Consider the following 24,788-nt stretch of genomic DNA (forward strand, 5'->3'; position numbering starts at 1 on the left):
GCAGCGATTGTGATTGCCAGCCTCCCCTGAATCAAGAAATAATAAGAGAATTGATTGTTCTCGGAATGGAAATTATGGAACGTGCCGACCTGGCCCTGGTGGTCGCGATTGAGCAGCATGGCAGTCTCGTGGCCACCGCCGAGGCCCTGCAGATGGCGCCTTCTGCCGTGACCAAGCGCCTGGCCCAGCTGGAGGCCGAACTCGGCCTGCTGCTGTTCCAGCGCACCACCCGCCGGGTAGCCCCCACCCTCGACGGCGAACTGCTGTGCGAACGTGCGCGCCTGATGCTGGCACAGTTCGATGCGCTGGAACAGTCCCTGCAGGAGCGCAAGACGGAAGCCTCAGGCCTGATCCGCCTGGCGGCGACCTTCGGCTTCGGCCGCCTCTGGCTGGGGCCGGTGCTGGCCGAATTCCAGGCCAGACACCCGGCCATCCAGATCCAGCTGCAGCTTTATGAACAGCTGCCCGATCTGGCGGCGGAAGGTTTTGACGGTGCCGTCTGGCTCTGGTCACCCCGGCCGCAACGCGCGAGCGAGTGGACAGCACGCAAGCTGGCCGGCAACCAGCGTGTGGTTGTGGCCGCCCCGGCCTATGTTCGCCAGCACGGTCAACCTGCCACGCCGGCGGAACTGGCGCAGCACAACTGCCTGATCACGCGCGAGAACGACCGCCAGTTCGACACCTGGCATCTGCAGGCCTTGCGCGGCGCACGCAGAAAATCAGGCATCACAGCAGAGACCCCCGCCGATCAGCGGGTTCGCGTGCAGGGCAAGCTGTCATCCAACTCGGGCGAGCTGGTGCGCGACTGGTGTTTGCAGGGTCGCGGCGTGATGCTGCGCAGCCTGTGGGACGTCCAGCCCCATCTCAACTCGGGCAAGCTGGTGCGGCTGTTACCCCAGTACGCCATGCTGGATGCCGACATCCAGTGGCTGGCGCCCTTCCGGCCGCAGACACCGAAGCGGGTGCGTTTGCTGATTGACTTCCTGGCGGAAAGATTCAAACACGAGCCCTGGCGGCTGCCCGCCTGATCCCAAAGAACCTCAGGCGGCGCGCATGCCGTTGCGCACCACCAGCCAGACCCCGAGCGCTGTCAGCGCCGTCCCCAGCACGGTGACCACGGTGATGGACTCGCCAAACAGCAACCAGGCCATCAGTGCGGTGGTGGGCGGCACCAGGTACAGCAAGCTGGTCACGGCCGTGGCTGCACCGCGCTGGATCAGCATGTAAAGCAGCGAGCTGCCGCCCAGCGTGAGCGCGAGCACCGACCAGGCCAGCGCCCCCAGGAACTCCGGGGTCAGAAGCACGGGCTCTGCCTCGAACCAGGCAAAAGGCAGTGTCACCAGCAGCGCTGCGCCGAGCTGGATGGCGTTGGCGCTGCGCACATCGGCCGCCTGGACAAACCGCTTCTGGTACAGCGTGCCGATGGTGATGCTGAGCAACGCAAAAACGGCACAAGCCAGGGTGTAGGCGGTCGCCTCGTTGCCCGCGCCAAACTTGCGCGAAACCACCAGCAGCAGGCCGGCCAGCCCGAGCACCAGGCCCAGCCACTGACGTGCACTGACACGGTTGTCGCTCTGGCTGGCGTCGCCCATGCGCGAGACCCAGACCGCCGTCAACACCGGCTGCAGGCCGACGATCAGTGCCGACAGGCCCGAACCCATGCCGCCCTTGATGGCCGACCAGACGCCGCCGAGGTAACCCGCGTGAATCAGGATGCCGGTGACCGCGAGATGCAGCCACTGCGAGCGGCTGGCAGGCCAGGCCACCCGTGCGATGGCGATCCAGACCAGAAAGCAGGCCAGCGACAACACATAACGGATCGCCAGAAAGGTCAGAGGCGGCGCATAAGGCAGGCCGTATTTGGCGACGATGAAACCCGTGCTCCAGATCAGCACAAAAACGGCAGGCATGGCCCGGATCAGGGCGCTGTTCGAGCCGGGAGAGCTCATTTGGCGCGCGCGCGGATTTCGGGAATGGCTTTTTTCAGGTAGTAGGCCATGGACCAGACCGTCAGGATGGCCGACAGCCAGATCAGCCAGGTGCCCCAGACGTTGGTGTTGATGACGCCGAACAGGATGCCGTCAAACAGCAGGAAGGGAATCGCGATCATCTGCACCGTGGTCTTGATCTTGCCGAGCATGTGCACCGCCACGCTTTTGGTCGCGCCTATCAGCGCCATCCACTCGCGCAGTGCGGAAATGGCGATCTCACGCCCGATGATGATGAGCGCCACAAACACATCGGCGCGACGCAGATGCACCAGCACCAGCAATGCGGCACACACGAGGAATTTGTCGGCCACCGGATCGAGGAAGGCGCCGAAGGACGAGGTCTGATTGAGTTTGCGTGCCAGAAAGCCGTCGAGCCAGTCGGTGGCCGCAAACACCACGAACATGGCGGTGGCAATCAGGTTCTGGCTGGCCGGCGTCATGTCGAGATAGAAAATGCCCACGATCAGCGGAATCGCCACAATGCGCGTCCAGGTCATCACGGTGGGTATGGTCAGGAACATGGCCCGATTTTGACATGCGCGGCGCCGGGCCGAACGTGCGCGCCGTCAGCACCGGTCAAATACCGCCGCTTTGAGCCCACTTTCACGCCGCTTCGTGGCGCAAATACGTCTCAGGCCATAAACCGGGTTCAGTGCAGCGCGCGGTAGATTTCTTCGGCGAGCTCGCGGGAAATCCCCTCCACCGTGGCGATGTCCTCGGCACTGGCCGAACTCACGCCGCGTATGCCGCCAAAACGCTGCAACAGGTTGGCGCGTTTTTTGGGGCCAATGCCGGCGATGTCCTCCAGGCGGCTGGCGCCGACCCGCACCTTGGCGCGTTTGGCCCGCATGCCGGTGATGGCAAAGCGGTGCGCCTCGTCGCGGATCTGGGCAATCAGCATCAGGGCCGCCGAGTCGCGACCGAGGTAGACCTTCTCGCGGCCATCGGCAAAGACCAGCTCCTCGAGCCCGACCTTGCGCCCCTCGCCTTTCTCGACGCCGGCAATCAGGCCGAGGTCCAGGCCGAGCTCCTCGAACACCTCGCGCGCCATCGAGACCTGCCCCTTGCCGCCGTCGATCAGCACCAGGTCCGGCAGCCGGGCGGTGTTGTTGCGCGCCGCTTCAGCGAGCTTGCTGTAGCGGCGCATCAGCACCTGGCGCATGGCGGCGTAGTCGTCGCCCGGCGTGATGCCCTCGATGTTGTAGCGGCGGTATTCGGCGCTTTGCATCTTGTGGCCATGGAACACCACGCAGGAGGCCTGGGTCGATTCGCCCGCCGTGTGCGAGATGTCGAAACATTCGATGCGCAGCGCATCGAGCTTGTCCAGCGACAGGTCCAGCGCCTCGGCCAGCGCGCGCGTACGCGCCTGCTGCGAACCCTGCTCGGCCAGCAGCCGGGCCAGCTGCAGGTCGGCGTTGGTCTGCGCCATCTCCAGCCAGATGCGGCGCTGCTCGCGCGGCTGGTGGATCGCCGTGACCTTGCTGCCCGTCTGCATGACCAGCGCAGCGATCAGCTCCCTGTCCACCGGTTCGCTGCACACCAGCACCGGCGGCACCGGCACGCCGACATAGTGCTGGGCGATGAAGGCTTCCAGCACCAGGGCCTCGAGCTTTTTGGTCTTTGCTGGCACGGCGAGCTCTGCGCCCTCAGCGCCTCCACCGCCTTCAACACCTTCGACACTGTCTTCATCGAGTCCGGCCAGGTCGGCCGCGTGTTCGACATGGGTGGGGAAATACGGCCGGTCGCCCAGGTGCCGTCCGCCGCGCACCATGGCCAGGTTCACACAGGCCTTGCCGCCATGCACCTTGACCGCCAGGATGTCCACGTCCTTGTCGCCGCCGGTTTCCATGGACTGCTGGTGCAGCACCTTGGACAGCGCCGAGATCTGGTTGCGCAGCTCTGCCGCCTGCTCGAACTCCAGCTTTTCGGCGCGGCCCCGCATCTGCTTTTCCAGCTCGGTCAGGATGTCCCCGGCCTGCCCCTGCAGAAAACGCTCGGCGTTGGCCACGTCCAGCGCGTACTGCTCGGGCGTCACATGACCGACGCAGGGCGCGGAGCAGCGCTTGATCTGGTACAGCAGGCAGGGCCGGGTGCGGTTGTTGAACACCGTGTCCTCGCAGGTACGCAGCTTGAAGACCTTCTGCAGCAGCAAGATGGTCTCCTTGACCGCCCAGGCGCTGGGGTAAGGCCCGAAGTAGCTGTGCTTTTTCTCGACCGCGCCGCGGTAGTAGGCCACGCGCGGAAAGGTGTGCGACGCGAGCTTGAGGTAGGGGTAGCTCTTGTCGTCCCGGAACAGGATGTTGAACTTCGGGTTCAGCGTCTTGATCAGGTTGTTTTCCAGCAGCAGCGCCTCGGCTTCGGAGCGCACCACGGTGGTTTCCATGCGCGCGATCTTCGTCACCATGTGGCCAATGCGCGTGCCGCCGTGGTTTTTCTGGAAGTAGGTGGAGACCCGTTTTTTCAGGTCGCGCGCCTTGCCGACATACAGCACCGCGCCGTCCGCATCGAAGTAGCGGTAAACGCCGGGCATGGCCGGCAGCGCCGCCACTTCGCTGAGCAGCTGGGGATCAAATTCGTGGGATGGGGTCATGGTGGTGGGTGCGCGTTGGGCCGGCGTGGGCCGGCGTGGGCCGTCATCGTGAAGAAGTATCGGCATTTCCGGCTGGCAGCCCCCGTATTGTGGACAATCCGGACATGGATCATCGCCCGCAATGGGACATTTTTTGCAAGGTCATCGACAACCACGGCGACATCGGTGTCTGCTGGCGGCTCAGCGCGGAACTGGCGGCGCGCGGGCAGCGTGTGCGGCTGTGGGTGGACGACGCGTCGGCGCTGCACTGGATGGCGCCCGACGGGTGCGACGGTGTCGACGTCCTGCCCTGGCTGGAACCGCTGGGCATGAACATCCTGCGTCTGGAGGCCGCCCCCTGCGAGGTGCTGGTGGAGGCCTTCGGCTGCGAAATTGCTCCTGAATTCATAGCTGCTTGCGCAGACAGGGAAAGGGCTACAGACCAAAAACCTGTATGGATCAACCTCGAATACCTTTCTGCGGAGCCCTGGGTGGAGCGCTGCCATGCCCTGCCCTCGCCGGTGCCACGTGGCCCCGCTGCCGGCTGGACCAAGTGGTTTTTCTACCCCGGCTTCAGCGCCGCCACCGGCGGGCTGCTGCGCGAGTCCACGCTGGCGGCGCGCCAGGCAGCCTTTGACCGCAAGGCCTGGCTGGCGGGGCGCGGCATGGAGTGGAGCGGAGAGCTGCTGGTGTCGCTGTTCTGTTACGAGCCCCCCGCCTTGGCGCAGCTGCTGGAGCAGCTGGTACAGGTGGGCTCGACCGCCGCGCCGGTGCGCCTGCTCGTGACCGCGGGCCGCGCCACGGCCGCCGTGCAGACCGCCATTCATGACAAAAAATGGCCTCAGCCCAATAAGGACGGGCGTGAGCCGCTATCAATTTCATACCTTCCCTGGCTGCGCCAGGACGATTTCGACCATCTGCTCTGGGCCTGCGACCTGAACTTTGTACGCGGCGAGGATTCTGTGGTGCGCGCGCTCTGGGCCGGCCAGGCCTTCGTCTGGCAGATTTACCCCCAGGCCGACCAGGCCCATCAGGCCAAGCTGCAAGCCTTTCTCGACATGTTGCAGGCCCCGCCGGCGCTGCGGCGTTTTCATGAAGTGTGGAACGGCCTGCAGGGCGACTTGCCGGTTCCCGACCTGCAGCTGTGGTCCGGCTGCGCCCGCGCGGCCGGTCAGCGCCTGAAGGAACAGGCCGACCTGGCCACGCAGTTGCTGGAGTTTGTCACGCTGAAACAGGTGCCTGCACCATGAGGCTGCTGCTGGTGGAAGACGACACCATGATCGGCCGGGCGATGCGCCAGGGTCTGGTCGACGCCGGGTTCAGTGTGGACTGGGTCATGGAGGGGCACGCCGCCGAGCGCGCGCTGGCCAACGGGGTCTACGACCTGGCCGTGCTGGACCTCGGCTTGCCGGGCCAGGACGGCATGGCGGTGCTCAAGGGCCTGCGCACACGCGGCAACGCCGTGCCGGTGCTGATCGTGACGGCACGCGACGCGGTCGCCGACCGCATCGCCGGGCTCAACGCGGGCGCCGACGACTATGTGCTCAAGCCCTTCGACCTGGATGAGCTGATCGCCCGGGTGCGCGCCCTGCTGCGCCGCCATGCCGGCGGCGGCTCCCCCCTGCTGCAATGTGGCGAGCTGATCCTTGACCCGGTCCACAAACAAGTCAGCCTGAAAGGTGAAAACGTGAACCTGTCCGCCCGCGAATTCGCGCTGCTGGAGACCCTGATGCAGCGGCCCGGCGCCGTGCTGTCGCGCGCCCAGCTGGAAGACTCCATTTACGGTTGGGCCGAGGAGATCGGCAGCAACGCCGTCGAGGTGTACCTGCACAAGCTGCGCCGCAAACTCGGCGCCGACACCATCCGCAATGTGCGCGGTGTGGGCTACAAGGTCTGCGCGCCATGAGCACCGGTCCGGTTCAATCCATCCACCACCGGGTCCTGCTGTGGACCATGGGCGCACTGGTGGCGGGCGCCAGCCTGCTGGTGGGCATCTCGTACTGGACGCTGGCCCACGAGATGGGCGAGGTGTTCGAAGACAACCTCAAGCAGGTCGCGCTCGCGGTGGCCAACCACCACGGCACCTACGGCATGGCACGCACCCCCAGCCTGGCCGAGCAGTTACCGCGGGTCTACGAGGAATACGGCAAGTTCGAGTTCGTCACGGCAGCGTGGACGCGTACCGGCACCCTGCTGCACCGGTCCGACCCGGCCGTCAACCTGCCCTTTCGCTCACGCAGCGGCCTGAGCGTGGTCAACATCGGCCATGAGCGCTGGCACCTTTACACCATCGTGCTGGAAGACGGCATTGTGCAGGCCGCCCAGCGCGACAGCGAGCGCCAGGCGCTGGCGCGTGAAACAGGCTCCGTGCTGATCCTGCCCGCCCTGGTGATGCTGGGCCTGCTCGCCGGCATGCTGACGCTGGCGCTACGGCGCGGTCTGGCACCGCTGGCGCTGGCGGCCAGCGAGGTCACGGCGCGCAGTGTCGAGGCGCTGCATCCGATCGCCCTGTCGGCCCACCCCCCGGAGCTGCACCTGCTGATAGGCGCCATCAACGACCTGATGGCCCGCCTGGGCGGGGCCCTGTCGATGCAGAGGCTGTTCCTGGCCGACGCGGCCCACGAACTGCGTACGCCGATCACCGCGCTGCGGCTGCAGTTGCAATTGCTCGAGCGCGCCAGCGATGCGGCCCAGCGCGAGGAGGCGCTGGGGCAACTGCGCGCCGGCATCGAGCGCGCCCAGCACCTGGTCGAGCAGTTGCTGCAGTTGTCGCGCCTGGCGCCGGAAACCCCGGCCCTGCGCCGGGAGCCGGTGGATCTGGCAGAGCTGGCCCGATCCACCGTGGGCCGCTTCAGCGCCCGCGCCGAGGACCGACAGATTGACCTGGGTGCGGTGACTGAAGGCACGCCGGCCGTTCACGCCGATGTGCAGCAGCTGGCCATCCTGCTGAACAACCTGGTCGACAACGCCCTGCGCCACACGCCTGCAGGCGGGCGCATCGACGTGTCCGCCCGGGTTGAGCAGGGCCGCCCCTGCCTGAGCGTGACCGACAGCGGGCCGGGCATCAGCGCCGCAGAGCGGGAACGGGTGTTTGACCGCTTTTACCGGGGCAGCAGCGTCAGTGCCGACGGCCATGCGCCGCATGGCAGCGGGCTGGGCCTGGCGATCGCCCGGGCAGTCGCCGAACGCCATGGCGCCGACATCACGCTGGAAGAAGCGCCCGGCGGCACCGGCTTGCGGGTCAGTGTGCTTTTTCCGGCCCGTTGAGGGCCACCACCGGCGCCGGACGGCAAGGCGCAAACAGATCACGCGACTTGTCATAGGCCTGGGTCTCGACATCAAGCACGCCGAGCAGCGAATGAAACAGGTTGTCGTGGCTGACCGCGGCGCCCGCGTTCGAGCGCAGGCAGTCCTGGTCGATCTTGAAGCTGCGACGAAACCCCGGCGACAGCCACATCACAAACGGCACCTGTGTCTGCACCGCGGGCGCGATCGGGTAAGGCATGCCATGCAGGTAGAGGCCACCCTCACCCAGCGACTCGCCGTGGTCCGAGACATACAGCATGGCCGTGTCGTACTGCTGCTGCGCGCCCGCCAGGAAATCGATCACCTTTGAAACAAAGAAGTCGGTGTAGAGCAGCGAGTTGTCATAGGCATTGACGATTTCCGCCGTCGTGCAGGTGCTCAGGTCCTCGTTCTGGCAAGCCGGGGAAAACTGCCTGAACACCGCCGGGTAACGCTTGAAATAGGCCGGACCGTGACTGCCGAGCTGGTGCATGACGACCAGCAGGTTGCCCTTGTTGTCACGGGCGATGCCATCCATGCCCTGCAGCAGCACCTCATCCAGGCAGTGGCCTTCGGCGCAAAGTGCCTCCACCTTCGCATCGTCGAGCTGCTCGGCGGGCAGGCCTTCGCAGACTCCCTTGCAGCCGGACTGGTTGTCGCGCCACAGCACCTTGAAGCCGGCACGGGCCAGCACGTGCAACACCGATTCATGCCCGCGGATCTTCTCCTCGTCATAGTGAACACGGCCATAGGGGGAAAACATGCATGGCAGGGAAACCTCGGTCGAGGTGCCGCAGGCGGTGGCATGCGGGAAATTGATCACGTCCTGCCTGGCCAGTTGCGGATTGGTCTGGCGCGCGTAGCCGTTGAGCGAAAAATTCTGTGCGCGCGCGGTTTCGCCAACGATCAGCACAAACATGACCGGCCGGGTCCGGCCGCTCCAGCTGGCACCCAGGCGGGCATCCTCGCCCACCGGCAGCCTGGGCTGCGACGGCCGCTGCGCGCCGCCCAGTGCATTGCCGGCCAGCGCGGCCACCACATTGCCCGGGGTCAGCAGATAACGCACCTCTTTGTGGTTGCGCATCAGAGAGGCAAAGTCGGCGAACACCAGCAGCAGGCTGGCCGCGCCCAGCGCCAGCGCGACCGCGATCCAGCCCAGCCGGACGGCCAGCGCCCGGCCCAGGCTGCGCTGCTTCAAGCGGGGCCACCAGATCAGCGCCGCCGGCAGCACGCCAAGCAACAGAACGCGTGGCACCATGCCCCAGACAAACAGTTCCCGGGCTTCGTTGACATTGGTGGCCAGCACATTGCGCAGCATGGCGCGGTCCAGGTAAATCGCGTAATGGTCCATGTACCACGCCGCGAAAGCCGTGCACACGACCAGCAGGCTCAGCAAGGGTCTGACGGTCAGGCGTGTTGCCAGCAGCGCCAGAAAAGCGAAATAAAAGGCCGAAAAAGCAGCAAACAGGGCGGCGGCAAACCCCCAGGTCGCCACCAGTTCCCAGCCCCGGCCCGCCAGCGCGGCGCGCCAGAACGGCCCGTTGCCGCTGAGGAGCAGAAAGCCGACGCACAGAAGCACCAGGGTTTCGACCTGCAGGGATGGCCGCTGAAACCAGGGTTTCGAAGGCAGAACTGGGGCCGGCGTCAGGGCGCCGGCGGCGGAAAGATTCATCATCGGGGCGGAGGGGATGACCATGGAAGGCCAGCCAGGAGTCAGGAAGCCTTGAAGTCTGTCTCCGGGACACTTAAACCACCCTTAAGGACGTCCGGCAAGGAGGTCGGGGCCATTCTGGGGGTTTGTCCGAAATAAAGTTAAAATAGCAGGCTTTGCATTGCCCCGGGTTTGGGCCATGCCGCATTCCCCGCCGCGGCCCCGCGTCACCCCAAAGGCATTTGGCGGCCAACTCACTACTAGAAACTGTTATGAAAATCGCTCAAGAAATACGCGCTGGCAATGTCATCATGCACGGCAAGGACCCGATGGTGGTGCTCAAGACCGAATACAGCCGCGGCGGCCGCAATTCGGCCACCGTGCGCATGAAGCTGAAAAGCCTGATTGCCAACTTCAACACCGAGCAGGTGTTCAAGGCCGACGACAAGATCGACCAGGTCATCCTGGACAAGAAGGATTGCACCTACTCGTACTTCGCCGATCCCATGTACATCTGCATGGACGCCGACTACAACCAGTACGAAGTCGAAGCCGAAAACATGGGCGACTCGCTGAACTACCTGCAAGATGGCATGGAGCTCGAAGTCGTGTTTTACGACGGCAAGGCCATCTCGGTCGAACTCCCCACCAGCGTCAACCGCGAGATCACCTGGACCGAGCCTGCCGTCAAGGGCGACACGTCCGGCAAGGTGCTCAAACCGGCCAAACTGGCCACCGGCTTTGAAATCGGCGTGCCGATTTTTGTCGCGCAAGGTGATGTGGTGGAAATCGACACGCGTACCGGCGAATACCGCAAACGCGTCTGATCCGCAACATCCCTGTATCCTGACAAAAAGGCTCCTGTTGGAGCCTTTTTGCATCCCGAAAACTTACTGAACGACCTATGGAACAAACAGACGACCTATCCGCCAGCCGGATCGCAGACGCGTGGGCAGAACTGCAGGCTCATTCCGACAAGGGTATGCCGCTGGAGGCCAACGCCTACCGGCTGGCCTTCGCCGACCCCGAGTTCCTGCTGCGGCGCGAGACCCGCGGCATCCGGTTCCAGCTGGAAATGCTCAAGCCGGACATGGAGCAGCAGTCCCAGGGCATCGAGAACACCATCGTGGTGTTTGGCAGCGCTCGTTTCCCGGCACCGGAACAGGCCGAGGAGGCCCTGAAACTCGCCCAGGCCTGCGGCGATGCCCAGGCCCTGGCGCTAGCCGAGCGGCAAGTACGCAACGCCGCCTACTACGATCAGGCCCGTTTGTTCTCGCGCCTGGTGGGTGCGCACAGCAAAACCCGTTCACCCGACGAGCAGCTGTTCATCTGCACCGGGGGCGGTCCCGGCATCATGGAGGCCGCCAACCGGGGGGCGCAGGAGATGGGCGTGCCGACGGTGGGCCTGAACATCGCGCTGCCACACGAGCAGAGCTCCAACCCCTACGTCACGCCTTCACTGAGCTTCAAGTTCCACTACTTCGCGCTGCGCAAGATGCACTTCATGATGCGCGCCAAGGCACTGGTGGCATTTCCGGGCGGTTTTGGCACGCTCGACGAGCTGTTCGAGGTCATCACGCTGGTGCAGACACGCAAGGCCAAACCGGTACCCATCATCCTGTTCGGCACGGAGTACTGGCAACGCCTGATCAACTTCGACGTGATGATCGACGAAGGGGCGATTTCACCCGAGGATCTCAAGCTCTTCCAGTACGTCGACGATCCCCAGGTCGCCTGGGACGCGATCAAGACCTTTTATCAGTTATAGAGCCCCCACGGTTGCTCACTCCGTGTAGCGCCCTGCCCCCCGAGGGGGCCGCTGCGCCTGCGGGCCGGCAAAGCCGGACCCGCGGCCCCTGCTTGAATGGAAACAAACCCCGTCGCCGCTGCGTGTGACTCAGTTTCGCAGGAGCCAGGCCACTCGCGCGCCGGCGCCCACCACCGCGCCGGTGGCCCAGAACACGCCGGCAATGCCGATCACCGCGCCCAGGGTGCCGAACAGCATGGGCATGACCACACTCGAGGCGTTGATCGCCATCAGGCGCAGGCCCAGCGCCTCCCCGTGCCTGGCCTCGGGCGTGATCTGGTGCAGCATGCTCATGATCATGGGCTGCACCGTGCCGAGTGCAAAGCCCAGCAGCACCGAACACAGGCCCATGCCCAGGGCTGTCCGCATGAACGGGTAGACGGCAAACAGCAGCGCGGTCACGAGCATCGCCGTGGCGAGAACGCGCCACTCGCGCAGGTGCGCCGCCACCAGCGGCATCACCATGCGAATCGCTGCGGCCGCCACGGCAAAGGCGCCCAGGATGGAGCCGATCACCGAGGCGCTGATGCCTCTTTCAAAGCCCAGCACCGGCACAACAAAGGTGTGCACGTCCCAGCAGGAAGACAGGAACCAGTTGACCAGCATCAGTCGGCGAAAAGTCGTGTCGCGCAGCAGGTCCCAGGCGCGGCCCCGCCTCGCGCCGTGTGCGGCAATCACTGGCGGCAACTCGCGCGTTTTGCGCACCAGAAACCAGCTGGCCAGCGGCAGCACCGCCATCAGGAAAAACGCCGCACGGTAGCCTGAGGTGCTGTTGGGCATGGCGCCCGCATGGTCAATCAGCAGACCGGCCGAGAACGGTCCGACAAAATTGGAAATCGCCGGGCCGATCGACAGCCAGCTGAACACCTGCCGCAACTGCAGGCCCCCCGTCGCCGCTCGACCCACATGGCGCTGCAGCGAAATCACGGCGGCACCGGTCGCCCCGCCGGTCGGCAGTGCCGCCAGGCAGAGCACCGGAAACACCGGAAAAGCCACCGCCAACCCGGCCCCCAGCACAGCCGCCACGACGCTGTAACCCATGGGCCGGCGCAGACCGTTCCGGTCGGCAAAACGCCCTGCCGGCAGGGCCAGAAACACCTGGGTCAGGGCAAACAAGGCCAGCAACACGCCGACCGCCGCCGGGCTGTAACCCTCGCGCAGCGCCAGCAAGGGCGCGGCCATGCGGGTGCCCGCCATGCAGGCGTGCAGGCAGATCTGGGCCAGGATCAGGCGGGCGAGTTCAGGCGTCATGCAACTCAGGTCACCAGGGTGCCGGTCAGCCTTCGTCCGGGTCCCGGTCCATGGGAATCAGCCGCGCCGAGTCAAGCTCCGGCAGGGCCTCGACGTTGCGCAGGGCCTTGCCCATGACCCGGCTGCGCTGCTCGGCGCTGCTCAGGGTATTGAGCACGGTTTCGGTCTGCGACTTGACCTTGGCGAGCACGTCGCCGAACTTGCCGAATTCGGTCTTGACCGCGCCCAGCACCTGCCAGACCTCGCTGGAGCGTTTTTCCAGCGCCAGGGTCCGAAAGCCCATCTGCAGCGAGTTCAGCATGGCCAGCAAGGTGGTCGGGCCGGCCAGCGTCACGCGATGCTCGCGCTGCAACACCTCCATCAGGCCGGGCCGGCGCAGCACTTCCGCATACAGGCCCTCGGTCGGCAAAAACAGGATCGCAAAGTCCGTGGTGTACGGCGGCTCGATGTATTTTTCCGAGATCGACCTGGCCTCCATGCGGATGCGCACTTCCAGCGCCTTGCCCGCCACTTCGGCGCCGGGCACATCGGCACGCTGCTGCGCATCGAGCAGACGTTCATAGTCTTCGTTGGGAAACTTCGCGTCGATCGGAAGCCAGACCGGATCGCCATTGTCCGAGCGGCCAGGCAGCCGGATCGCAAAGTCCACCGGGTTCTTGCCGCCGCGGCGCGTGATGACCTGGGCCGCGTACTGGTCCACGGTAAACACCTGCTCCAGCAGCGCCGAGAGCTGCGCCTCGCCAAAAATGCCGCGCGCCTTGACGTTGGTCAGCAGGTGCTTGAGGTCTCCCACACCCTGCGCCAGCGTCTGCATTTCGCCCAGACCCTTGTGCACCTGCTCGAGCCGGTCGGCCACCTGCTTGAAACTTTCGCCCAGGCGGGTTTCCAGCGTGGTCTGGAGCTTTTCGTCAACCGTCTGGCGCATCTCGTCGAGCTTGGCCGAGTTGGTCTGCTGCAACTGTGCCAGCTGTTTTTCCAGCGTTTCCCGGACCTCGCCCATGCGCCGCGCATTCGATTCGCTGACGGACTGGAGCTGCGTGGTCAGCGTGTCGGACAGGGTTTTCTGCAGCAGCGTCAGTTGCTGGGAAAACGCGTCGATCTGCGCATTCTGCGTGCGGATGGCCTCCGCGCTTTGCTGCACCAGGGTTTGCTGGAAGGTGGCAAAACTTGTCGCCAGTTCCTGACGACTGGCGCGCGAGCTGTCGCCGATTTCCCGCCGCAGCTCGCGCTCGAGTTTGTCGTTTCCGGCGGCCAGGCCGGCGAGCAGCTCTTCGCGGCCACTCTCGGCCGGCTTGCGCAACAGCAGCCAGACCAGAAGCAGCAGGACCAGCAGCAGTGCGGCGAGGATCAGCCAGGCTTGCAAGGAGTTCATCAGTGCTATTTATTTCGTAGCTAACACCGCAGGATTCAAGGGCGTCACCGGCCTTTTTTCCTTGAAGAAGCCGATCAGGTTGTCAGCCGCCAGCATGGCCATGGCCAGACGCGTGGGCACCGTGGCACTGGCGATGTGGGGCGTCAGCACGACGTTGGGCACCGTCAACAGGTCGGGATGAACCCGGGGCTCGCCTTCAAACACATCGAGACCCGCGGCGGCAATACGCCTGTCGCGCAGCGCCGCAGCCAAGGCGGCATCGTCCACGATGCCGCCGCGTGCGATATTGACCAGGGTCGCCGTGGGCTTCATCATGGCCAGCTCGGCAGCGCCTATCGTGTGGTGCGAGACGGGTGAATACGGCAACACCAGCACCACATGGTCGGCGGTGCGCAGCAGTTCTTCCTTGCTCACATAGGAAGCCTTGCATTCGGCCTCAAGTGCGGCGTCCAGGCGCGAGCGATTGTGGTAGATCACCTTCATGCCAAAGCCGTGTGCCCCGCGCCTGGCAATGCCCTGCCCGATGCGGCCCATGCCCAGCACGCCCAGCGTGCTGCCGTGGATGTCGGCGCCGGCAAACATGTCGTAGCTCCACTTGCTCCACTTGCCGGCACGCAGGTAATGTTCACTTTCGGTGATGCGCCGGGCTGTGGCCATCAGCAGGGCAAAACCGAAGTCGGCGGTGGTTTCGGTCAGTACATCGGGTGCGTTGGTGGCCAGAACTCCGGCGGCCGTCATGGCATCAATGTCAAAGTTGTTGTAACCCACCGCCATGTTGGCGCAGATTTTCAGCGTCGGGCAGGCGGCCAGCACCTCGGCATCGATGCGGTCGCCACCGGTGGTGAAGGCGCCGTCCATGCCGCGCAGCTTCTCCATCAGCTCGGATTTCGACCAGGCGTCGTCAGCCTGGTTGGCATGGACCTCGAAGTGCTGCTGCAGATGGGTGATGACCTCGGGAAAGACGGCGCGGGCAACAAGAATCTTGGGTTTGCTCATGGGACTTTTGGAGTGCGTTGAAGGGGACTTACCGGAACCAGATCAAGGTCATGACGATGAACAGCGGGATCAGGACCGCGCCCGACCACGCCATGTAGCCAAAGAAACTCGGCATCTTGACGCCACGGTCTTCGGCAATGGCCTTGACCATCAGGTTGGGCGCGTTGCCGATGTAGGTGTTGGCGCCCATGAACACCGCACCGGCGGAGATGGCGGCCAGCGTCGGTGCCAGCGTGGTCATCAGGGTGGCGGGGTCCCCGCCCGCCGTGTTGAAAAACACCAGGTAGGTCGGCGCGTTGTCGAGGAAAGAACTCAGTGCGCCGGTAGCCCAGAAATACATGGCCGGGTCGGGTTGGCCGTCGGGCCGGGTGACGGCCGACACCACGGCGCCAAATGGCCCGGCGGTACCTGCCTTGAGCATGGCAATGACCGGGATGATGGTCAGGAAAATGCCGGCAAACAGCTTGGCCACCTCGGCCATGGGCCCCCAGGAAAACTGGTTGTCCTCGTGCACCTTGTCGGCCGTCATGTTCAGCGACAGCAGCGTGATGGCAATGAGGCCGGCATCGCGCACCAGGCCAGGCAGGCCGACCTCGGTGCCGAAAACATCAAACACCACCGCCGACTTCCAGAAGCCGCTGAGCAGCACCAGGCCCGCAACGCCGGCCAGCAGCGCAAAATTGAAGGCGCCGTCAAAACCCAGCCGGCCGGTGTCCGGCGTCGGGTCCACCGGTTGCACGCCCTCCCTGCGGTAATACCAGCTGTCCAGCAGGTAAAAGATCACCAGCAGGCTGCCGATCAGAAAAAGCGTTTCCGGAAAAATATGCTTGACTGTCCAGAAGAAGTCCACGCCCTTGAGGAAGCCGAGGAACAGCGGCGGATCGCCCAGCGGGGTCAGCGAGCCGCCGGCATTGGAGACGATGAAAATGAAAAACACGACGATATGGGCAGAGTGTGTGCGGTTGTCATTGGCGCGGATCAGCGGGCGAATCATCAGCATGGAAGCCCCGGTGGTTCCCATGAAGCTCGCCAGCACGGCGCCGATCAGCAGCAGCCCGGCGTTGAGCCCGGGGCTGCCATGCAGGTTGCCGCGAATGAAGATGCCGCCGGCCACCGTGAACAGCGCCGTCAGCAGGATGATGAAGGGAATGTATTCGGCGACCAGCGCATGCACGAGGCTGGTGCCCGCCAGTGCCGGGCCGAAAAGCACGGCAAACGGCAGGAAAAACGCCAGCGTCCAGGCCGCCGATACCTTGCCGAAATGGTGGTGCCAGAACGTCGGAAGCAGTAGCGGCATCAGGGCGATCGACAGCAGCAGGCCCGCAAACGGAATGCCCCAGAGCGGCGACAGCTGGCTGCCGTCAAAGTCGGCCGCCAAGGCCCAGCCGGGAAGAAACGACAACAAGGCCGCAAGCGCGATCCAGCGCAATTTTTTCATGAGGTCTCCTGTATTTTCATGATGCCGCACGGCGGCACACCACCGCCCATTGTCCCTCTCAGGCAATGTCAAAAACCTGACGCAGGTAAGCCAGGTATTTCTCGTCATCACACATGTTCTTGGACGGTGTGTCAGAGAGTTTGGCCACCGGCTGGCCGTTGCAGCGCACCATCTTGATGACAATCTGCAGCGGTTCGTAGCCCAGGTCATTGGTCAGGTTGGTGCCTATGCCGAAGGCGAGCTGGCAGCGGTCCCGGAACTGCTGGTAAAGCTCGATGGTGCGGGGCACCGTCAGGGCATCGCTGAAAATCAGTGTCTTGGTCCGGGGATCGACCCGGTTCTTGCGGTAGTGCTCGATCAGGCGCTCGCCCCAGGCAAACGGGTCGCCGCTGTCGTGGCGCGCGCCGTCGAACAGCTTGCAGAAATAGAGGTCGAAATCACGCAGAAAGGCGCTCATGCCGTACACATCGCTGAGCGCAATGCCCAGGTCGCCGCGGTACTCCTTGGCCCAGGACTCGAAGCCGAACACCTGGCTGTCACGCAGGCGCGGCCCCAGGGCCTGGCAGGCCTGCAGGTACTCGTGCGCCATGGTGCCCAGCGGCGTCAGGCCCAGCTTCATGGCAAATAGCACATTGCTGGTCCCGGCAAACTGGCCGGCACTGCCGGCGCCCAGGCGCGCAATCAGGGTGCGCAGCACTTCTTCATGCCAGGCCTGGCCAAAGCGGCGGCGCGTGCCGTAGTCGGCGATCTTCAGGGCGGCCAGGCCTTCGCCCTTCAACAGTCCGATCTTGGCGTCGAGCCGCTTGCGTCCCTCCATCACATCGGCGAGCTTTTGCGTATTGCGGAAATAGACCTCGTTGATGATGGCCAGCACCGGAATCTCGAACAGGATGGTGTGCAGCCACGGCCCTTCGATCACGACCTCGATTTCGCCCGTGGGCAAGGCCTTGACGCTGACGTATTTTTCGTTGAGGTGAAACAGCCCCAGAAAATCGACAAAATCGCTCTTGATGAAACGCATGCCGCGCAGGTAGGCGAGTTCGGCATCCTGGAAATGCAAGCCGCACAAGGCACGGATTTCCTCGCGGATTTCACTGACGTACGGAGCGAGGTCGCTCACGCCGGGCGCACCGGCGTTGCGGCACTTGAAACGGTACTCGACCTGCGCACCCGGAAACTGGTGCAGCACCACCTGCATCATCGTGAACTTGTAGAGATCGGTGTCCAGCAGGCTGGTGATGATCATGGTCGGGCACCTCCATAAATCCATTTTTTGGGCGAATTGCGGCGTTGCGCGGTGCTCGGAATCCTCATGCACCCAAGTGCATTCCGGTATCCTGCGCGCCGTGCGCCTTGCACTTCATCCCAAAAAACTGAATTTCTGGAAGTGCCCAGGCCGCGTGGAATCACAGAATACTTAACCCAGAAAATCGACTTCGAACAGCAGCGTGGCGTTCGGCGGGATCACGCCGCCCGCGCCGCGTGCACCGTAACCGAGGTCGGCCGGAATGACGAGACGGCGCGTGCCGCCCACCGACATGCCCTGCACGCCTTCATCCCAGCCCTTGATGACCTGGCCGGCACCGAGCGAGAACTCGAAAGGCTGGCCGCGATCCTTGCTGGAGTCGAACTTGGCGCCCTGCACGCCATCGTTGTAGAGCCAGCCGGTGTAATGGACCTTGACATTTTGGCCGGCCTTGGCGATCGCGCCAGTGCCGAGCACGGTGTCTTCGTACTGCAGGCCGGAGGGAGTGGTGTTCATAGGGGTCTTTCTGTAAAAAAATGGAAACTACGCTATTCGGCGCCAACCCCTGACTTTACCCGCAAGCCCACCCTTTCCGCAGAGCCCTTCGACAGGCTCAGGACGAACGGAAAGGTGGGAGACCACGGATGCCCCCTTCAAGCCGGGGCCGCGGATCTGGCTTTGCCAGTCCGCAGGCGCAGCGGCCCCCTCGGGGGGAAGGGAGCGACACGCAGTGAGCGACCGTGGGGGCTCAATCAATCCAGCCAGGTCGTGAAGGCCTGCACACCGACGCGCGGCGTACGGAAAGTGTTGACCAGCGCCGACTCGTCGGCATAACCCAGCGCCATGCCGCAGACCAGCATTTCGTCGTCGCCGGCGCCGATATGCGGCAGGATGATCTTGGCAAAACCATTCCAGGCGGCTTGCGGACAGGTGTGCAGGCCATGGCCGCGCGCGGCCACCATGATGTTCTGCATGAACATGCCGTAGTCCACCAGGCTGCCGCGGCCCATGACGCGGTCCAGCGTGAACATCAGGCCGACGGGTGCGTCGAAAAACCGGTAGTTGCGCTGGTGCTGGGCATGCATCTTGTCCTTGTCACCCTTGCCGATGCCAAGCAGGCCGTACAGGCCCCAGCCGTTTTCGCGGCGCCGGTCAATGTAGGGAGAAACCCATTTTTCCGGGTAGTAGTCGTATTCCTCCTTGTACTGCGCGGCCAGCTCGGGGTTGGCGCGGATGGCGTCATGCGCGGCGCAGACCTTGCCGACCAGGCTGTCACGACTGCCTCCCTGCAGCACATACACCTTCCACGGCTGGGTGTTGGTGCCCGAGGGAGCGCGGCTGGCGATCGCCAGCAACTGTTCCAGGGTTTCGCGGGGCACGGCTTTGGGCAGGAAGGCGCGCACGGACATGCGGCTGTGGATGGCTTCATCCACGGCATTGAGGGGTTCGGTCACTTCAGGGTCTCCAGGGTGGTCAAAAGTTGGGGCGGCAAGGGCACGGGCCGACGGGTGTGCAGGTCCACATAGACGTGGATGAAATGGCCCCTGGCGGCGCTCAAGGCTGCACCGTCCCGGCCAGGGAACAGCCCGACCTCGTAGCGCACGCTGGACGAGCCGACATGCGCCACGCGGATGCCTGCGAGCACCGGCTCGGGAAAGGACAGAGGCGCAAAGTAGTTGCACTGCGTCTCGATGACCAGCCCGATGACAGGGCCCGCGTGAATGTCAATGGCGCCGCTCTCGATCAGGTAGCCGTTGACCGCGGTGTCGAACCAGCTGTAATACACCACGTTGTTGACGTGGCCGTACACATCGTTGTCGGACCAGCGTGTGGCTATCGGACGGAAGACCTTGTAGGCGCTGCGGGGCTCAGCCTGGGGGCGTGTCGGGGAAGTCATGAGGAAGCATTCTGCCAGCGCCGATGGTCAGGCAGGACCGCGCGCGGGGATCAGCCGTTCCAGCGTTTCCAGTACTCGATCGCCACGCGGAAGGTGTTCATCTGCACCTGCACCGTCTCGTCGATGTTGACGCCATAACCGCCGGCCATGGCGAAAGCCAGCGGAATGCGGCGTTGCCAGGCCCAGTCAAACACGCGCCGGTCCCTGGCCTCCAGGCCGTCATAACTGAGCTTGAGCCGTCCCAGCCGGTCGCCTTCGAACGGGTCGGCACCTGCCAGGTAGATCACCAGGCCAGGCGCGAAGCGCCGCTCGAGCTCGTCGAGTGCATGCTCCAGCGCCTGCAGGTAAGGGGCATCCGTGCAGCCGTCCGGCAGGTCCACGTCCAGGTCGCTGGCCTCCTTGCGGAAGGGGAAATTCTTTTGCCCATGCAGTGACAGGGTGAACACGCTGTCGTCAGCGCTGAAAATGCTGGCCGTCCCGTTACCCTGGTGCACGTCCAGGTCGATGATCGCTACCCGCAGCGGCGTGTAGTGGCTGCGCGCCCACTCCATCTGCATCTGGCGGGCCGCGACGGCCGCATCGTTGAACACACAAAAGCCCCCGCCCTTGCCTGCCGACGCGTGGTGGGTGCCGCCAGCCAGGTTGGCGGCCACGCCTTCAGCACGGCCCTGCAACCCCAGGGCCGCACGTGCTGCCGCCGATGTGGCGCCCACCGAGCGGCGTGAACGCTCGACCATCTCCGTGCTCCAGGGAAAGCCAATCTCGCGCATGGCCGCCGCGTCCAGCGTGCCGTCGGCCACCGCCTGGATGTAGGCCGGTGCGTGCGCCAGCGCCAGCTCGCCGTCGCTGGCCCGCGGTGCCACGCCCAAACGCACCTGTGGCAACTCGCGCGCCACGCGGTCACGCAGGCGCTGGTATTTGGCCATCGGAAAGCGGTGCCCGGCCGGCAAGGGCAGGACAAAGTGGTCGGCGTAGAAGGCTTGCACGGATGGATGTACCGGAAGAGTCGACAAGAGGAATGCGCCACCCGCGCGGTGGCGGTCGCCTGCATTGTGACGGGAACCCAAAACCCGCGGTTTTCCTCTGTCGCTAGAGCCTGATCTCTAAAATGCTGCATTGCAACATAAATCGCTTGCTATCGCGCATCCAGTCCGTATACTTCAGTTATGTTGCAGTGCAGCAATCGACAAGACAAGCCCAACAGCAGATTGTCCGGCAGCGCAACTAATTGAATTCTTAACCCACCTATTGGAGATTTAAATATGTTGACCGCTGAACAAATCATGGCTTCCCACAAAGCAACCGTTGAAACCCTGTTTGGTCTGACCAGCAAGGCTTTCGAAGGCGTCGAGAAACTGGTGGAACTCAATGTCCAGGCTTCCAAGGCTGCCCTGGCTGAAACCGCCAACCACACCCAGACCATGCTCGGCGCCAAAGACGCGCAAGAACTGCTGGCCCTGCAAGCGAGCCTGATGCAGCCCCTGGCTGAAAAAACAGCCGCCTACAGCCGCCACCTGTACGACATCGCCACCGGCACCGGTGCTGAAGTCGGCAAGGCCTTCGAAGGCCAGGCTGCTGAAGCCCAGGCCAAATTCATGGGTCTGGTTGACAGCGCCGCCAAAAACGCGCCGGCCGGTTCCGAGTCCGCTGTGGCCGTGATGAAAAGCGCCGTGGCTGCCGCCACCAACGCTTTCGAGTCGGTCCAGAAGGCCGTCAAACAAGCCAGCGACATGGCCGAAGCCAACCTCACCGCCGTGACCAACACGGCTGTGAACGCCACCAAAACCGCTTCCAAAAAGCGTTAATGAACAGGGCTTGAATTCGCTGGCCGAGCCGCCAGCTGATTCAAGCCGGGTTTGAAAAATCCAAACCCCTACAGATTCCGGAGCTGGCTGCCGATAGACAAGTATCGGGGCGCAAGTTTCCACCGGTTGTCTCCTCGGGTCCTTCCAGAAATCAAGTTTCACGGACCCCTTCAAAGCCTGATCGCAAGATCGGGCTTTTTTTTGGCAGAAACGGCCTTGAGCCCTGTCCCGCCGTTCGCGGTCAGCTATAAAAAGAAGAGCATCACCGGGCCGCGGTGCGCAAGGTGTCCATCCTGGTCCGCAGTGCAGGCAGGGCCGCCTGCATCGCCGCCCGACCGGCATCGATGGCCCGTTGCCGGGCCGAGAAGTCGGCGCTTTTCAAGCCCACCTGCGAGGGCTGCACCACCACATCGGCATCCTTCAACTCGTACTGGTTGATGCTTTTGCCCATGATGGCAAAGGTCTGCAGCAGGATCTGCAGCGTGCCGTCGGCGGTGTTGGCCTCAGGCGGGTTGGAGATATCGACGGCAATCACCAGCTCGGCGCCCATCTGGCGCGCAAAACGTACGGGCACCGGCGAGACCAGGCCGCCGTCCACATACTCGCGACCATTGATTTTGACCGGCACAAACACCGCCGGCACGGCGCTGGATGCCCGCACGGCCATGCCGGTGTCGCCGCGCCGGAACAGCACCGGCTGGCCATTGCCCAGGTCCGTCGCCACGATGCCCAGCGGAATGGCCATGTTCTCCATCAGACGGCCGGCGACCAGATCATTCACATAACGACTCAGGGCCTCGCCGCGAAACATGCCGCGGCCGAAAATCGGCAGCATCCAGTCGGTGATCGCGACCTCTTCCATGGCCAGGGCCGTCTGCTGCAGTTGCGCGCTGCTTTTGCCACTGGCGTAAAGGGCTGCGACCAGGCTGCCGGCCGAGGTGCCCACCACCACGGAGGGCCGGATGCCGGCCTCTTCCAGCACCGCAATCACGCCTACATGGGCAAAACCGCGCGCAGCCCCGCCACCCAGCGCCAGGCCGATACGCAGCGGGCGCTGGGCCGCGCTCCCGCTCACCGGCGCCCCCGGACCGGCAGGGCCGCTGGGCAGGCCGGCGCAACCGGCCAGCATGGCGAGCCCGGCCGCAACAGCAGACCGTGCCACCCGGCGACGCAGCCAGGTCGCCGCCCGGCCCGCCAAAGCTTTCGCGATCTCAAAGCTATTGCGAATAATTCGCGTTTGTATTACACTAATTTCCATTCCAACCTTCACAGCGAACACCATGTTGAAAAAATCCCCGATTCTGGCCACCCTGGCTGTGGCTGCCACCCTGATGGGCGGCGCAGGCGGCGTCAGTGCGCAGGAACAGGTGGTCAACCTGTATTCTGCCCGCCACTACCAGACCGATGAGGCGCTTTACAGCAATTTCACCAAAACCACCGGTATCAAGATCAACCGCGTGGACGCGGACGATGCCGGCATCCTCGCGCGCCTGAAGGCCGAGGGCGCAGCCTCCCCGGCCGACGTGATCCTGCTGGTGGACGCCGCGCGGCTGGCCAAAGGCGACAGCGAAGGCCTGTTCCAGCCGATCAAGTCGCCCCTGCTGGAAAAGGCGATTCCGGCACAGTTGCGTGCCCAGGCCACGCCTGAAGGCACGACCTGGTTCGGTTTTTCTACACGCGCCCGCCTCATCGTCTATGACAAGCTCAAGGTCAACAAGGCCGATGTCGACACCTACGAAGAACTCGCCGACCCGAAAAACAAGGGCCTGCTGTGCACCCGTTCGGGCTCGCATCCCTACAACCTGTCGCTGTTCGGCGCGGTGACCGAACACCTGGGCGCCGCCAGGGCCGAAGAGTGGCTCAAGGGCCTGGTGGCCAACATGGCCCGCCCGCCCAAGGGCGGCGACACCGACCAGATCAAGGGCGTGGCCAGCGGCGAATGCGGCATCGCGATCACCAACAGCTACTACCTCGCGCGCATCCTGCGGTCTTCCGCGCCGGAAGACAAGGCGATTGCCGACAAGGTCGGCGTGGTGTTTCCCAACCAGCAGTCCTGGGGTACCCATGTGAACATCGCCGGAGCGGCCGTTGCCAAAAATGCCAAGAACAGCGCCAACGCGGTGAAATTCATGGAGTACCTGGCCAGCCCCGACGCGCAGAACTACTTTGCCAACGGCAACAACGAGTGGCCCGTCGTCGCGGGGGTGAAGGTCAGCAACCCGGCCCTGCAGGCCATGTCGGGCGGCAGCTTCAAGTCCGAGACCATCCCGATCAGCACCGTCGGCGCCAACCAGGTGAAGGTGCAGCAGATGCTGGACCGCGTCGGCTATAAATAACGCTCCCACGTTCGCTCGCTTCGCGTAGCTTTCTGCCCCCCGAGGGGGCGCTGCGCCTGCAGGCCGGCAGAGCCGGACCCGCGGCCCCCGCTTGAAAAGAGAGCGCCCCGTTCATCAAAAAGCCCGGTCCGCCGGGCTTTTTGATGCGTGATTGTTATGCGTGATAATTGCCCCTTGACGTTGACGTTAACGTCAACTCCGCAACACCCTCCCCTCACTATTTCTCCAAGGAACATCACATGGACATCGCAGGCAAAGTATTCATCGTCACCGGCGGGGCATCGGGTCTCGGGGAAGGCACGGCGCGCATGCTGGCGGCCAAAGGCGGCAAGGTGGTGATTGCCGACATGCAGGTTGAAAAAGGCGAGGCGATTGCCAAAGACATCGGTGGCGCCTTCGTCAAGTGCGATGTCAGCCAGGAGGCCGATGGCCAGGCTGTCGTCGCCAAGGCTGTGTCCATGGGCAAACTCATGGGCCTGGTCAACTGCGCCGGCATCGCACCCGCCGAAAAAACCGTCGGCAAAAACGGCGCCCACAACCTTGGCGTGTTCAGCAAGACCATCACGGTCAACCTGATCGGCAGCTTCAACATGATCCGCCTGGCCGCCGATGCGATGTGCAAGAACGAACCCGAAGCCACCGGCGAGCGCGGCGTGATGATCTCCACCGCTTCCGTCGCGGCCTACGACGGCCAGATCGGCCAGGCTGCCTACAGCGCGTCCAAGGGCGGCATTGTCGGCATGACCTTGCCGATCGCGCGCGACCTGGCGCGCAACGGCATCCGCAACATGACGATCGCGCCCGGCATCTTCGGCACGCCCATGATGTTCGGCATGCCCCAGGAAGTGCAGGACTCGCTGGCCGCCTCCGTGCCCTTCCCCAGCCGGCTGGGCACGCCGCAGGACTACGCCAAACTCGCGCAGCACATTTTTGAGAACGACATGCTCAACGGGGAAGTGATCCGCCTTGACGGCGCGATTCGTCTGGCGCCGCGCTAAGCTGCTCAAAAAAATGCTATCGTATTGATAGCTTCTTGCGCCCGCCCCGTCTGGGCTGAAGGCCGATCTGACTGTAAACCCCGTCAGCTCGGCCTTTTTTCTGCTGCTTACAAAATCGGCCTCCCAGCGGGGCTGATCCGGCTCCG

At 64.2% G+C, this 24,788-nt stretch carries 23 protein-coding genes; 9 read left to right on the top strand and 14 right to left on the bottom strand.

Translation table 11 applies throughout. From position 1 onward, the window contains the following. Window positions 1-74: 74 nt before the first annotated feature. Entirely contained in the window at window positions 75-1,028 is a 954-nt protein-coding gene (locus tag PSV26_RS13235; protein ID WP_300571358.1) for a LysR family transcriptional regulator, read from the top strand. A 12-nt stretch (window positions 1,029-1,040) separates the two neighbouring features. On the opposite strand, the gene PSV26_RS13240 is transcribed toward PSV26_RS13235, so the two are convergent. From PSV26_RS13240 to uvrC, 3 genes are all read right to left on the bottom strand, one after another. Then, complete coding sequence (locus PSV26_RS13240; RefSeq protein WP_300571360.1) at window positions 1,041-1,910, bottom strand: DMT family transporter; 870 nt, start codon at window positions 1,908-1,910, stop codon at window positions 1,041-1,043. 35 nt (window positions 1,911-1,945) lie between these two features. Further along, window positions 1,946-2,512, bottom strand: a complete 567-nt coding sequence (pgsA, locus tag PSV26_RS13245; protein ID WP_300518921.1) for a CDP-diacylglycerol--glycerol-3-phosphate 3-phosphatidyltransferase — start codon at window positions 2,510-2,512, stop codon at window positions 1,946-1,948. Window positions 2,513-2,640: 128 nt separating this feature from the next. Next, on the bottom strand, window positions 2,641-4,581 hold the full coding sequence (gene uvrC / locus PSV26_RS13250; protein ID WP_300571362.1) for an excinuclease ABC subunit UvrC: 1,941 nt from the start codon (window positions 4,579-4,581) through the stop codon (window positions 2,641-2,643). A 104-nt stretch (window positions 4,582-4,685) separates the two neighbouring features. Between uvrC and earP the strand changes: the two genes are divergently transcribed. From earP to PSV26_RS13265, 3 genes are read left to right on the top strand one after another with little or no spacing between them, the layout of a single operon-like run. Then, window positions 4,686-5,810 carry an elongation factor P maturation arginine rhamnosyltransferase EarP gene (earP, locus tag PSV26_RS13255; protein WP_300571364.1) on the top strand — a complete coding sequence of 375 codons (1,125 nt, stop codon included), beginning with the start codon at window positions 4,686-4,688 and terminating at the stop codon, window positions 5,808-5,810. Continuing rightward, entirely contained in the window at window positions 5,807-6,466 is a 660-nt protein-coding gene (locus PSV26_RS13260; RefSeq protein WP_300571366.1) for a response regulator, read from the top strand. The genes earP and PSV26_RS13260 overlap by 4 nt, the downstream gene beginning before the upstream one ends. Next, the gene (locus tag PSV26_RS13265) at window positions 6,463-7,827 is read left to right on the top strand and encodes an ATP-binding protein (RefSeq protein WP_300571368.1); all 1,365 of its coding nucleotides are present in this window, start codon (window positions 6,463-6,465) and stop codon (window positions 7,825-7,827) included. Before PSV26_RS13260 ends, PSV26_RS13265 begins: the two co-directional genes overlap by 4 nt. Here PSV26_RS13265 and PSV26_RS13270 read toward each other — a convergent pair. Continuing rightward, entirely contained in the window at window positions 7,802-9,541 is a 1,740-nt protein-coding gene (locus tag PSV26_RS13270; protein ID WP_300571370.1) for a phosphoethanolamine transferase, read from the bottom strand. The two genes, PSV26_RS13265 and PSV26_RS13270, sit on opposite strands and share 26 nt — an antisense overlap. Window positions 9,542-9,768: 227 nt before the next feature. Here PSV26_RS13270 and efp point away from each other — a divergent pair, with 227 nt between their 5' ends. Together efp and PSV26_RS13280 are read left to right on the top strand one after the other, a co-directional pair. Beyond that, window positions 9,769-10,323, top strand: a complete 555-nt coding sequence (gene efp / locus PSV26_RS13275) for an elongation factor P (protein ID WP_096667885.1) — start codon at window positions 9,769-9,771, stop codon at window positions 10,321-10,323. A 77-nt stretch (window positions 10,324-10,400) separates the two neighbouring features. Continuing rightward, entirely contained in the window at window positions 10,401-11,264 is an 864-nt protein-coding gene (locus PSV26_RS13280; protein ID WP_300571372.1) for a TIGR00730 family Rossman fold protein, read from the top strand. 129 nt (window positions 11,265-11,393) lie between these two features. Here the strand turns inward: PSV26_RS13280 and PSV26_RS13285 are convergent, their stop codons facing one another. The 9 genes from PSV26_RS13285 to PSV26_RS13325 form a co-directional block, all read right to left on the bottom strand. Next, window positions 11,394-12,554: an MFS transporter gene (locus PSV26_RS13285; protein WP_300571374.1), complete on the bottom strand. Its 1,161-nt coding sequence runs from the start codon at window positions 12,552-12,554 to the stop codon at window positions 11,394-11,396. Between the two features lie 25 nt (window positions 12,555-12,579). Beyond that, on the bottom strand, window positions 12,580-13,926 hold the full coding sequence (gene rmuC / locus PSV26_RS13290; RefSeq protein WP_300571376.1) for a DNA recombination protein RmuC: 1,347 nt from the start codon (window positions 13,924-13,926) through the stop codon (window positions 12,580-12,582). Between the two features lie 9 nt (window positions 13,927-13,935). Then, entirely contained in the window at window positions 13,936-14,922 is a 987-nt protein-coding gene (locus PSV26_RS13295; RefSeq protein ID WP_300571378.1) for a D-glycerate dehydrogenase, read from the bottom strand. Between the two features lie 28 nt (window positions 14,923-14,950). Beyond that, window positions 14,951-16,360, bottom strand: coding sequence for a sodium:proton antiporter (locus PSV26_RS13300; RefSeq protein ID WP_300571380.1), 1,410 nt, complete (start codon window positions 16,358-16,360; stop codon window positions 14,951-14,953). 58 nt (window positions 16,361-16,418) lie between these two features. Further along, on the bottom strand, window positions 16,419-17,606 hold the full coding sequence (gene pncB / locus PSV26_RS13305; protein ID WP_300518889.1) for a nicotinate phosphoribosyltransferase: 1,188 nt from the start codon (window positions 17,604-17,606) through the stop codon (window positions 16,419-16,421). A gap of 171 nt (window positions 17,607-17,777) precedes the next feature. Continuing rightward, window positions 17,778-18,122, bottom strand: a complete 345-nt coding sequence (locus PSV26_RS13310) for an FKBP-type peptidyl-prolyl cis-trans isomerase (RefSeq protein WP_293592346.1) — start codon at window positions 18,120-18,122, stop codon at window positions 17,778-17,780. 236 nt (window positions 18,123-18,358) lie between these two features. Next, on the bottom strand, window positions 18,359-19,015 hold the full coding sequence (locus tag PSV26_RS13315) for a nitroreductase (protein WP_300519638.1): 657 nt from the start codon (window positions 19,013-19,015) through the stop codon (window positions 18,359-18,361). Window positions 19,016-19,056: 41 nt separating this feature from the next. After that, entirely contained in the window at window positions 19,057-19,503 is a 447-nt protein-coding gene (locus tag PSV26_RS13320) for a thioesterase family protein (protein WP_300518886.1), read from the bottom strand. Between the two features lie 50 nt (window positions 19,504-19,553). Next, complete coding sequence (locus PSV26_RS13325) at window positions 19,554-20,489, bottom strand: histone deacetylase (protein ID WP_300571382.1); 936 nt, start codon at window positions 20,487-20,489, stop codon at window positions 19,554-19,556. Window positions 20,490-20,765: 276 nt separating this feature from the next. Between PSV26_RS13325 and phaP the strand changes: the two genes are divergently transcribed. Continuing rightward, a complete protein-coding gene (phaP, locus tag PSV26_RS13330; RefSeq protein ID WP_300518876.1) occupies window positions 20,766-21,308 on the top strand; it encodes a TIGR01841 family phasin in 543 nt (180 codons plus the stop codon). A gap of 262 nt (window positions 21,309-21,570) precedes the next feature. On the opposite strand, the gene PSV26_RS13335 is transcribed toward phaP, so the two are convergent. Further along, window positions 21,571-22,437 (bottom strand): patatin-like phospholipase family protein, encoded by an 867-nt coding sequence (locus PSV26_RS13335; RefSeq protein WP_300571755.1) that lies wholly within the window; start codon window positions 22,435-22,437, stop codon window positions 21,571-21,573. 151 nt (window positions 22,438-22,588) lie between these two features. Between PSV26_RS13335 and PSV26_RS13340 the strand changes: the two genes are divergently transcribed. Continuing rightward, entirely contained in the window at window positions 22,589-23,644 is a 1,056-nt protein-coding gene (locus PSV26_RS13340; protein WP_300518874.1) for an extracellular solute-binding protein, read from the top strand. A 239-nt stretch (window positions 23,645-23,883) separates the two neighbouring features. After that, window positions 23,884-24,642 (top strand): 3-hydroxyacyl-CoA dehydrogenase, encoded by a 759-nt coding sequence (locus PSV26_RS13345; protein WP_293592354.1) that lies wholly within the window; start codon window positions 23,884-23,886, stop codon window positions 24,640-24,642. Window positions 24,643-24,788: the final 146 nt, after the last annotated feature.

Source organism: Polaromonas sp., from assembly GCF_029945685.1.
Taxonomy (GTDB): domain Bacteria; phylum Pseudomonadota; class Gammaproteobacteria; order Burkholderiales; family Burkholderiaceae_C; genus Polaromonas.

Excerpts from the sequence above, each read along its gene's own strand:
- PSV26_RS13315 (WP_300519638.1), bottom strand. The coding sequence starts at position 19,015 with ATGTCCGTGCGCGCCTTCCTGCCCAAAGCCGTGCCCCGCGAAACCCTG.
- PSV26_RS13335 (WP_300571755.1), bottom strand. The coding sequence starts at position 22,437 with ATGCTGGCCGGTTGCGCCGGCCTGCCCAGCGGCCCTGCCGGTCCGGGG.
- PSV26_RS13295 (WP_300571378.1), bottom strand. The coding sequence starts at position 14,922 with ATGAGCAAACCCAAGATTCTTGTTGCCCGCGCCGTCTTTCCCGAGGTC.
- PSV26_RS13265 (WP_300571368.1), top strand. The coding sequence starts at position 6,463 with ATGAGCACCGGTCCGGTTCAATCCATCCACCACCGGGTCCTGCTGTGG.
- PSV26_RS13310 (WP_293592346.1), bottom strand. The coding sequence starts at position 18,122 with ATGAACACCACTCCCTCCGGCCTGCAGTACGAAGACACCGTGCTCGGC.
- PSV26_RS13285 (WP_300571374.1), bottom strand. The coding sequence starts at position 12,554 with ATGACGCCTGAACTCGCCCGCCTGATCCTGGCCCAGATCTGCCTGCAC.
- phaP (WP_300518876.1), top strand. The coding sequence starts at position 20,766 with ATGTTGACCGCTGAACAAATCATGGCTTCCCACAAAGCAACCGTTGAA.
- pgsA (WP_300518921.1), bottom strand. The coding sequence starts at position 2,512 with ATGTTCCTGACCATACCCACCGTGATGACCTGGACGCGCATTGTGGCG.
- PSV26_RS13320 (WP_300518886.1), bottom strand. The coding sequence starts at position 19,503 with ATGACTTCCCCGACACGCCCCCAGGCTGAGCCCCGCAGCGCCTACAAG.
- earP (WP_300571364.1), top strand. The coding sequence starts at position 4,686 with ATGGATCATCGCCCGCAATGGGACATTTTTTGCAAGGTCATCGACAAC.
- PSV26_RS13235 (WP_300571358.1), top strand. The coding sequence starts at position 75 with ATGGAACGTGCCGACCTGGCCCTGGTGGTCGCGATTGAGCAGCATGGC.
- PSV26_RS13340 (WP_300518874.1), top strand. The coding sequence starts at position 22,589 with ATGTTGAAAAAATCCCCGATTCTGGCCACCCTGGCTGTGGCTGCCACC.
- PSV26_RS13300 (WP_300571380.1), bottom strand. The coding sequence starts at position 16,360 with ATGAAAAAATTGCGCTGGATCGCGCTTGCGGCCTTGTTGTCGTTTCTT.
- rmuC (WP_300571376.1), bottom strand. The coding sequence starts at position 13,926 with ATGAACTCCTTGCAAGCCTGGCTGATCCTCGCCGCACTGCTGCTGGTC.
- efp (WP_096667885.1), top strand. The coding sequence starts at position 9,769 with ATGAAAATCGCTCAAGAAATACGCGCTGGCAATGTCATCATGCACGGC.
- PSV26_RS13260 (WP_300571366.1), top strand. The coding sequence starts at position 5,807 with ATGAGGCTGCTGCTGGTGGAAGACGACACCATGATCGGCCGGGCGATG.
- PSV26_RS13270 (WP_300571370.1), bottom strand. The coding sequence starts at position 9,541 with ATGGTCATCCCCTCCGCCCCGATGATGAATCTTTCCGCCGCCGGCGCC.
- PSV26_RS13240 (WP_300571360.1), bottom strand. The coding sequence starts at position 1,910 with ATGCCTGCCGTTTTTGTGCTGATCTGGAGCACGGGTTTCATCGTCGCC.
- uvrC (WP_300571362.1), bottom strand. The coding sequence starts at position 4,581 with ATGACCCCATCCCACGAATTTGATCCCCAGCTGCTCAGCGAAGTGGCG.
- pncB (WP_300518889.1), bottom strand. The coding sequence starts at position 17,606 with ATGATCATCACCAGCCTGCTGGACACCGATCTCTACAAGTTCACGATG.
- PSV26_RS13345 (WP_293592354.1), top strand. The coding sequence starts at position 23,884 with ATGGACATCGCAGGCAAAGTATTCATCGTCACCGGCGGGGCATCGGGT.
- PSV26_RS13280 (WP_300571372.1), top strand. The coding sequence starts at position 10,401 with ATGGAACAAACAGACGACCTATCCGCCAGCCGGATCGCAGACGCGTGG.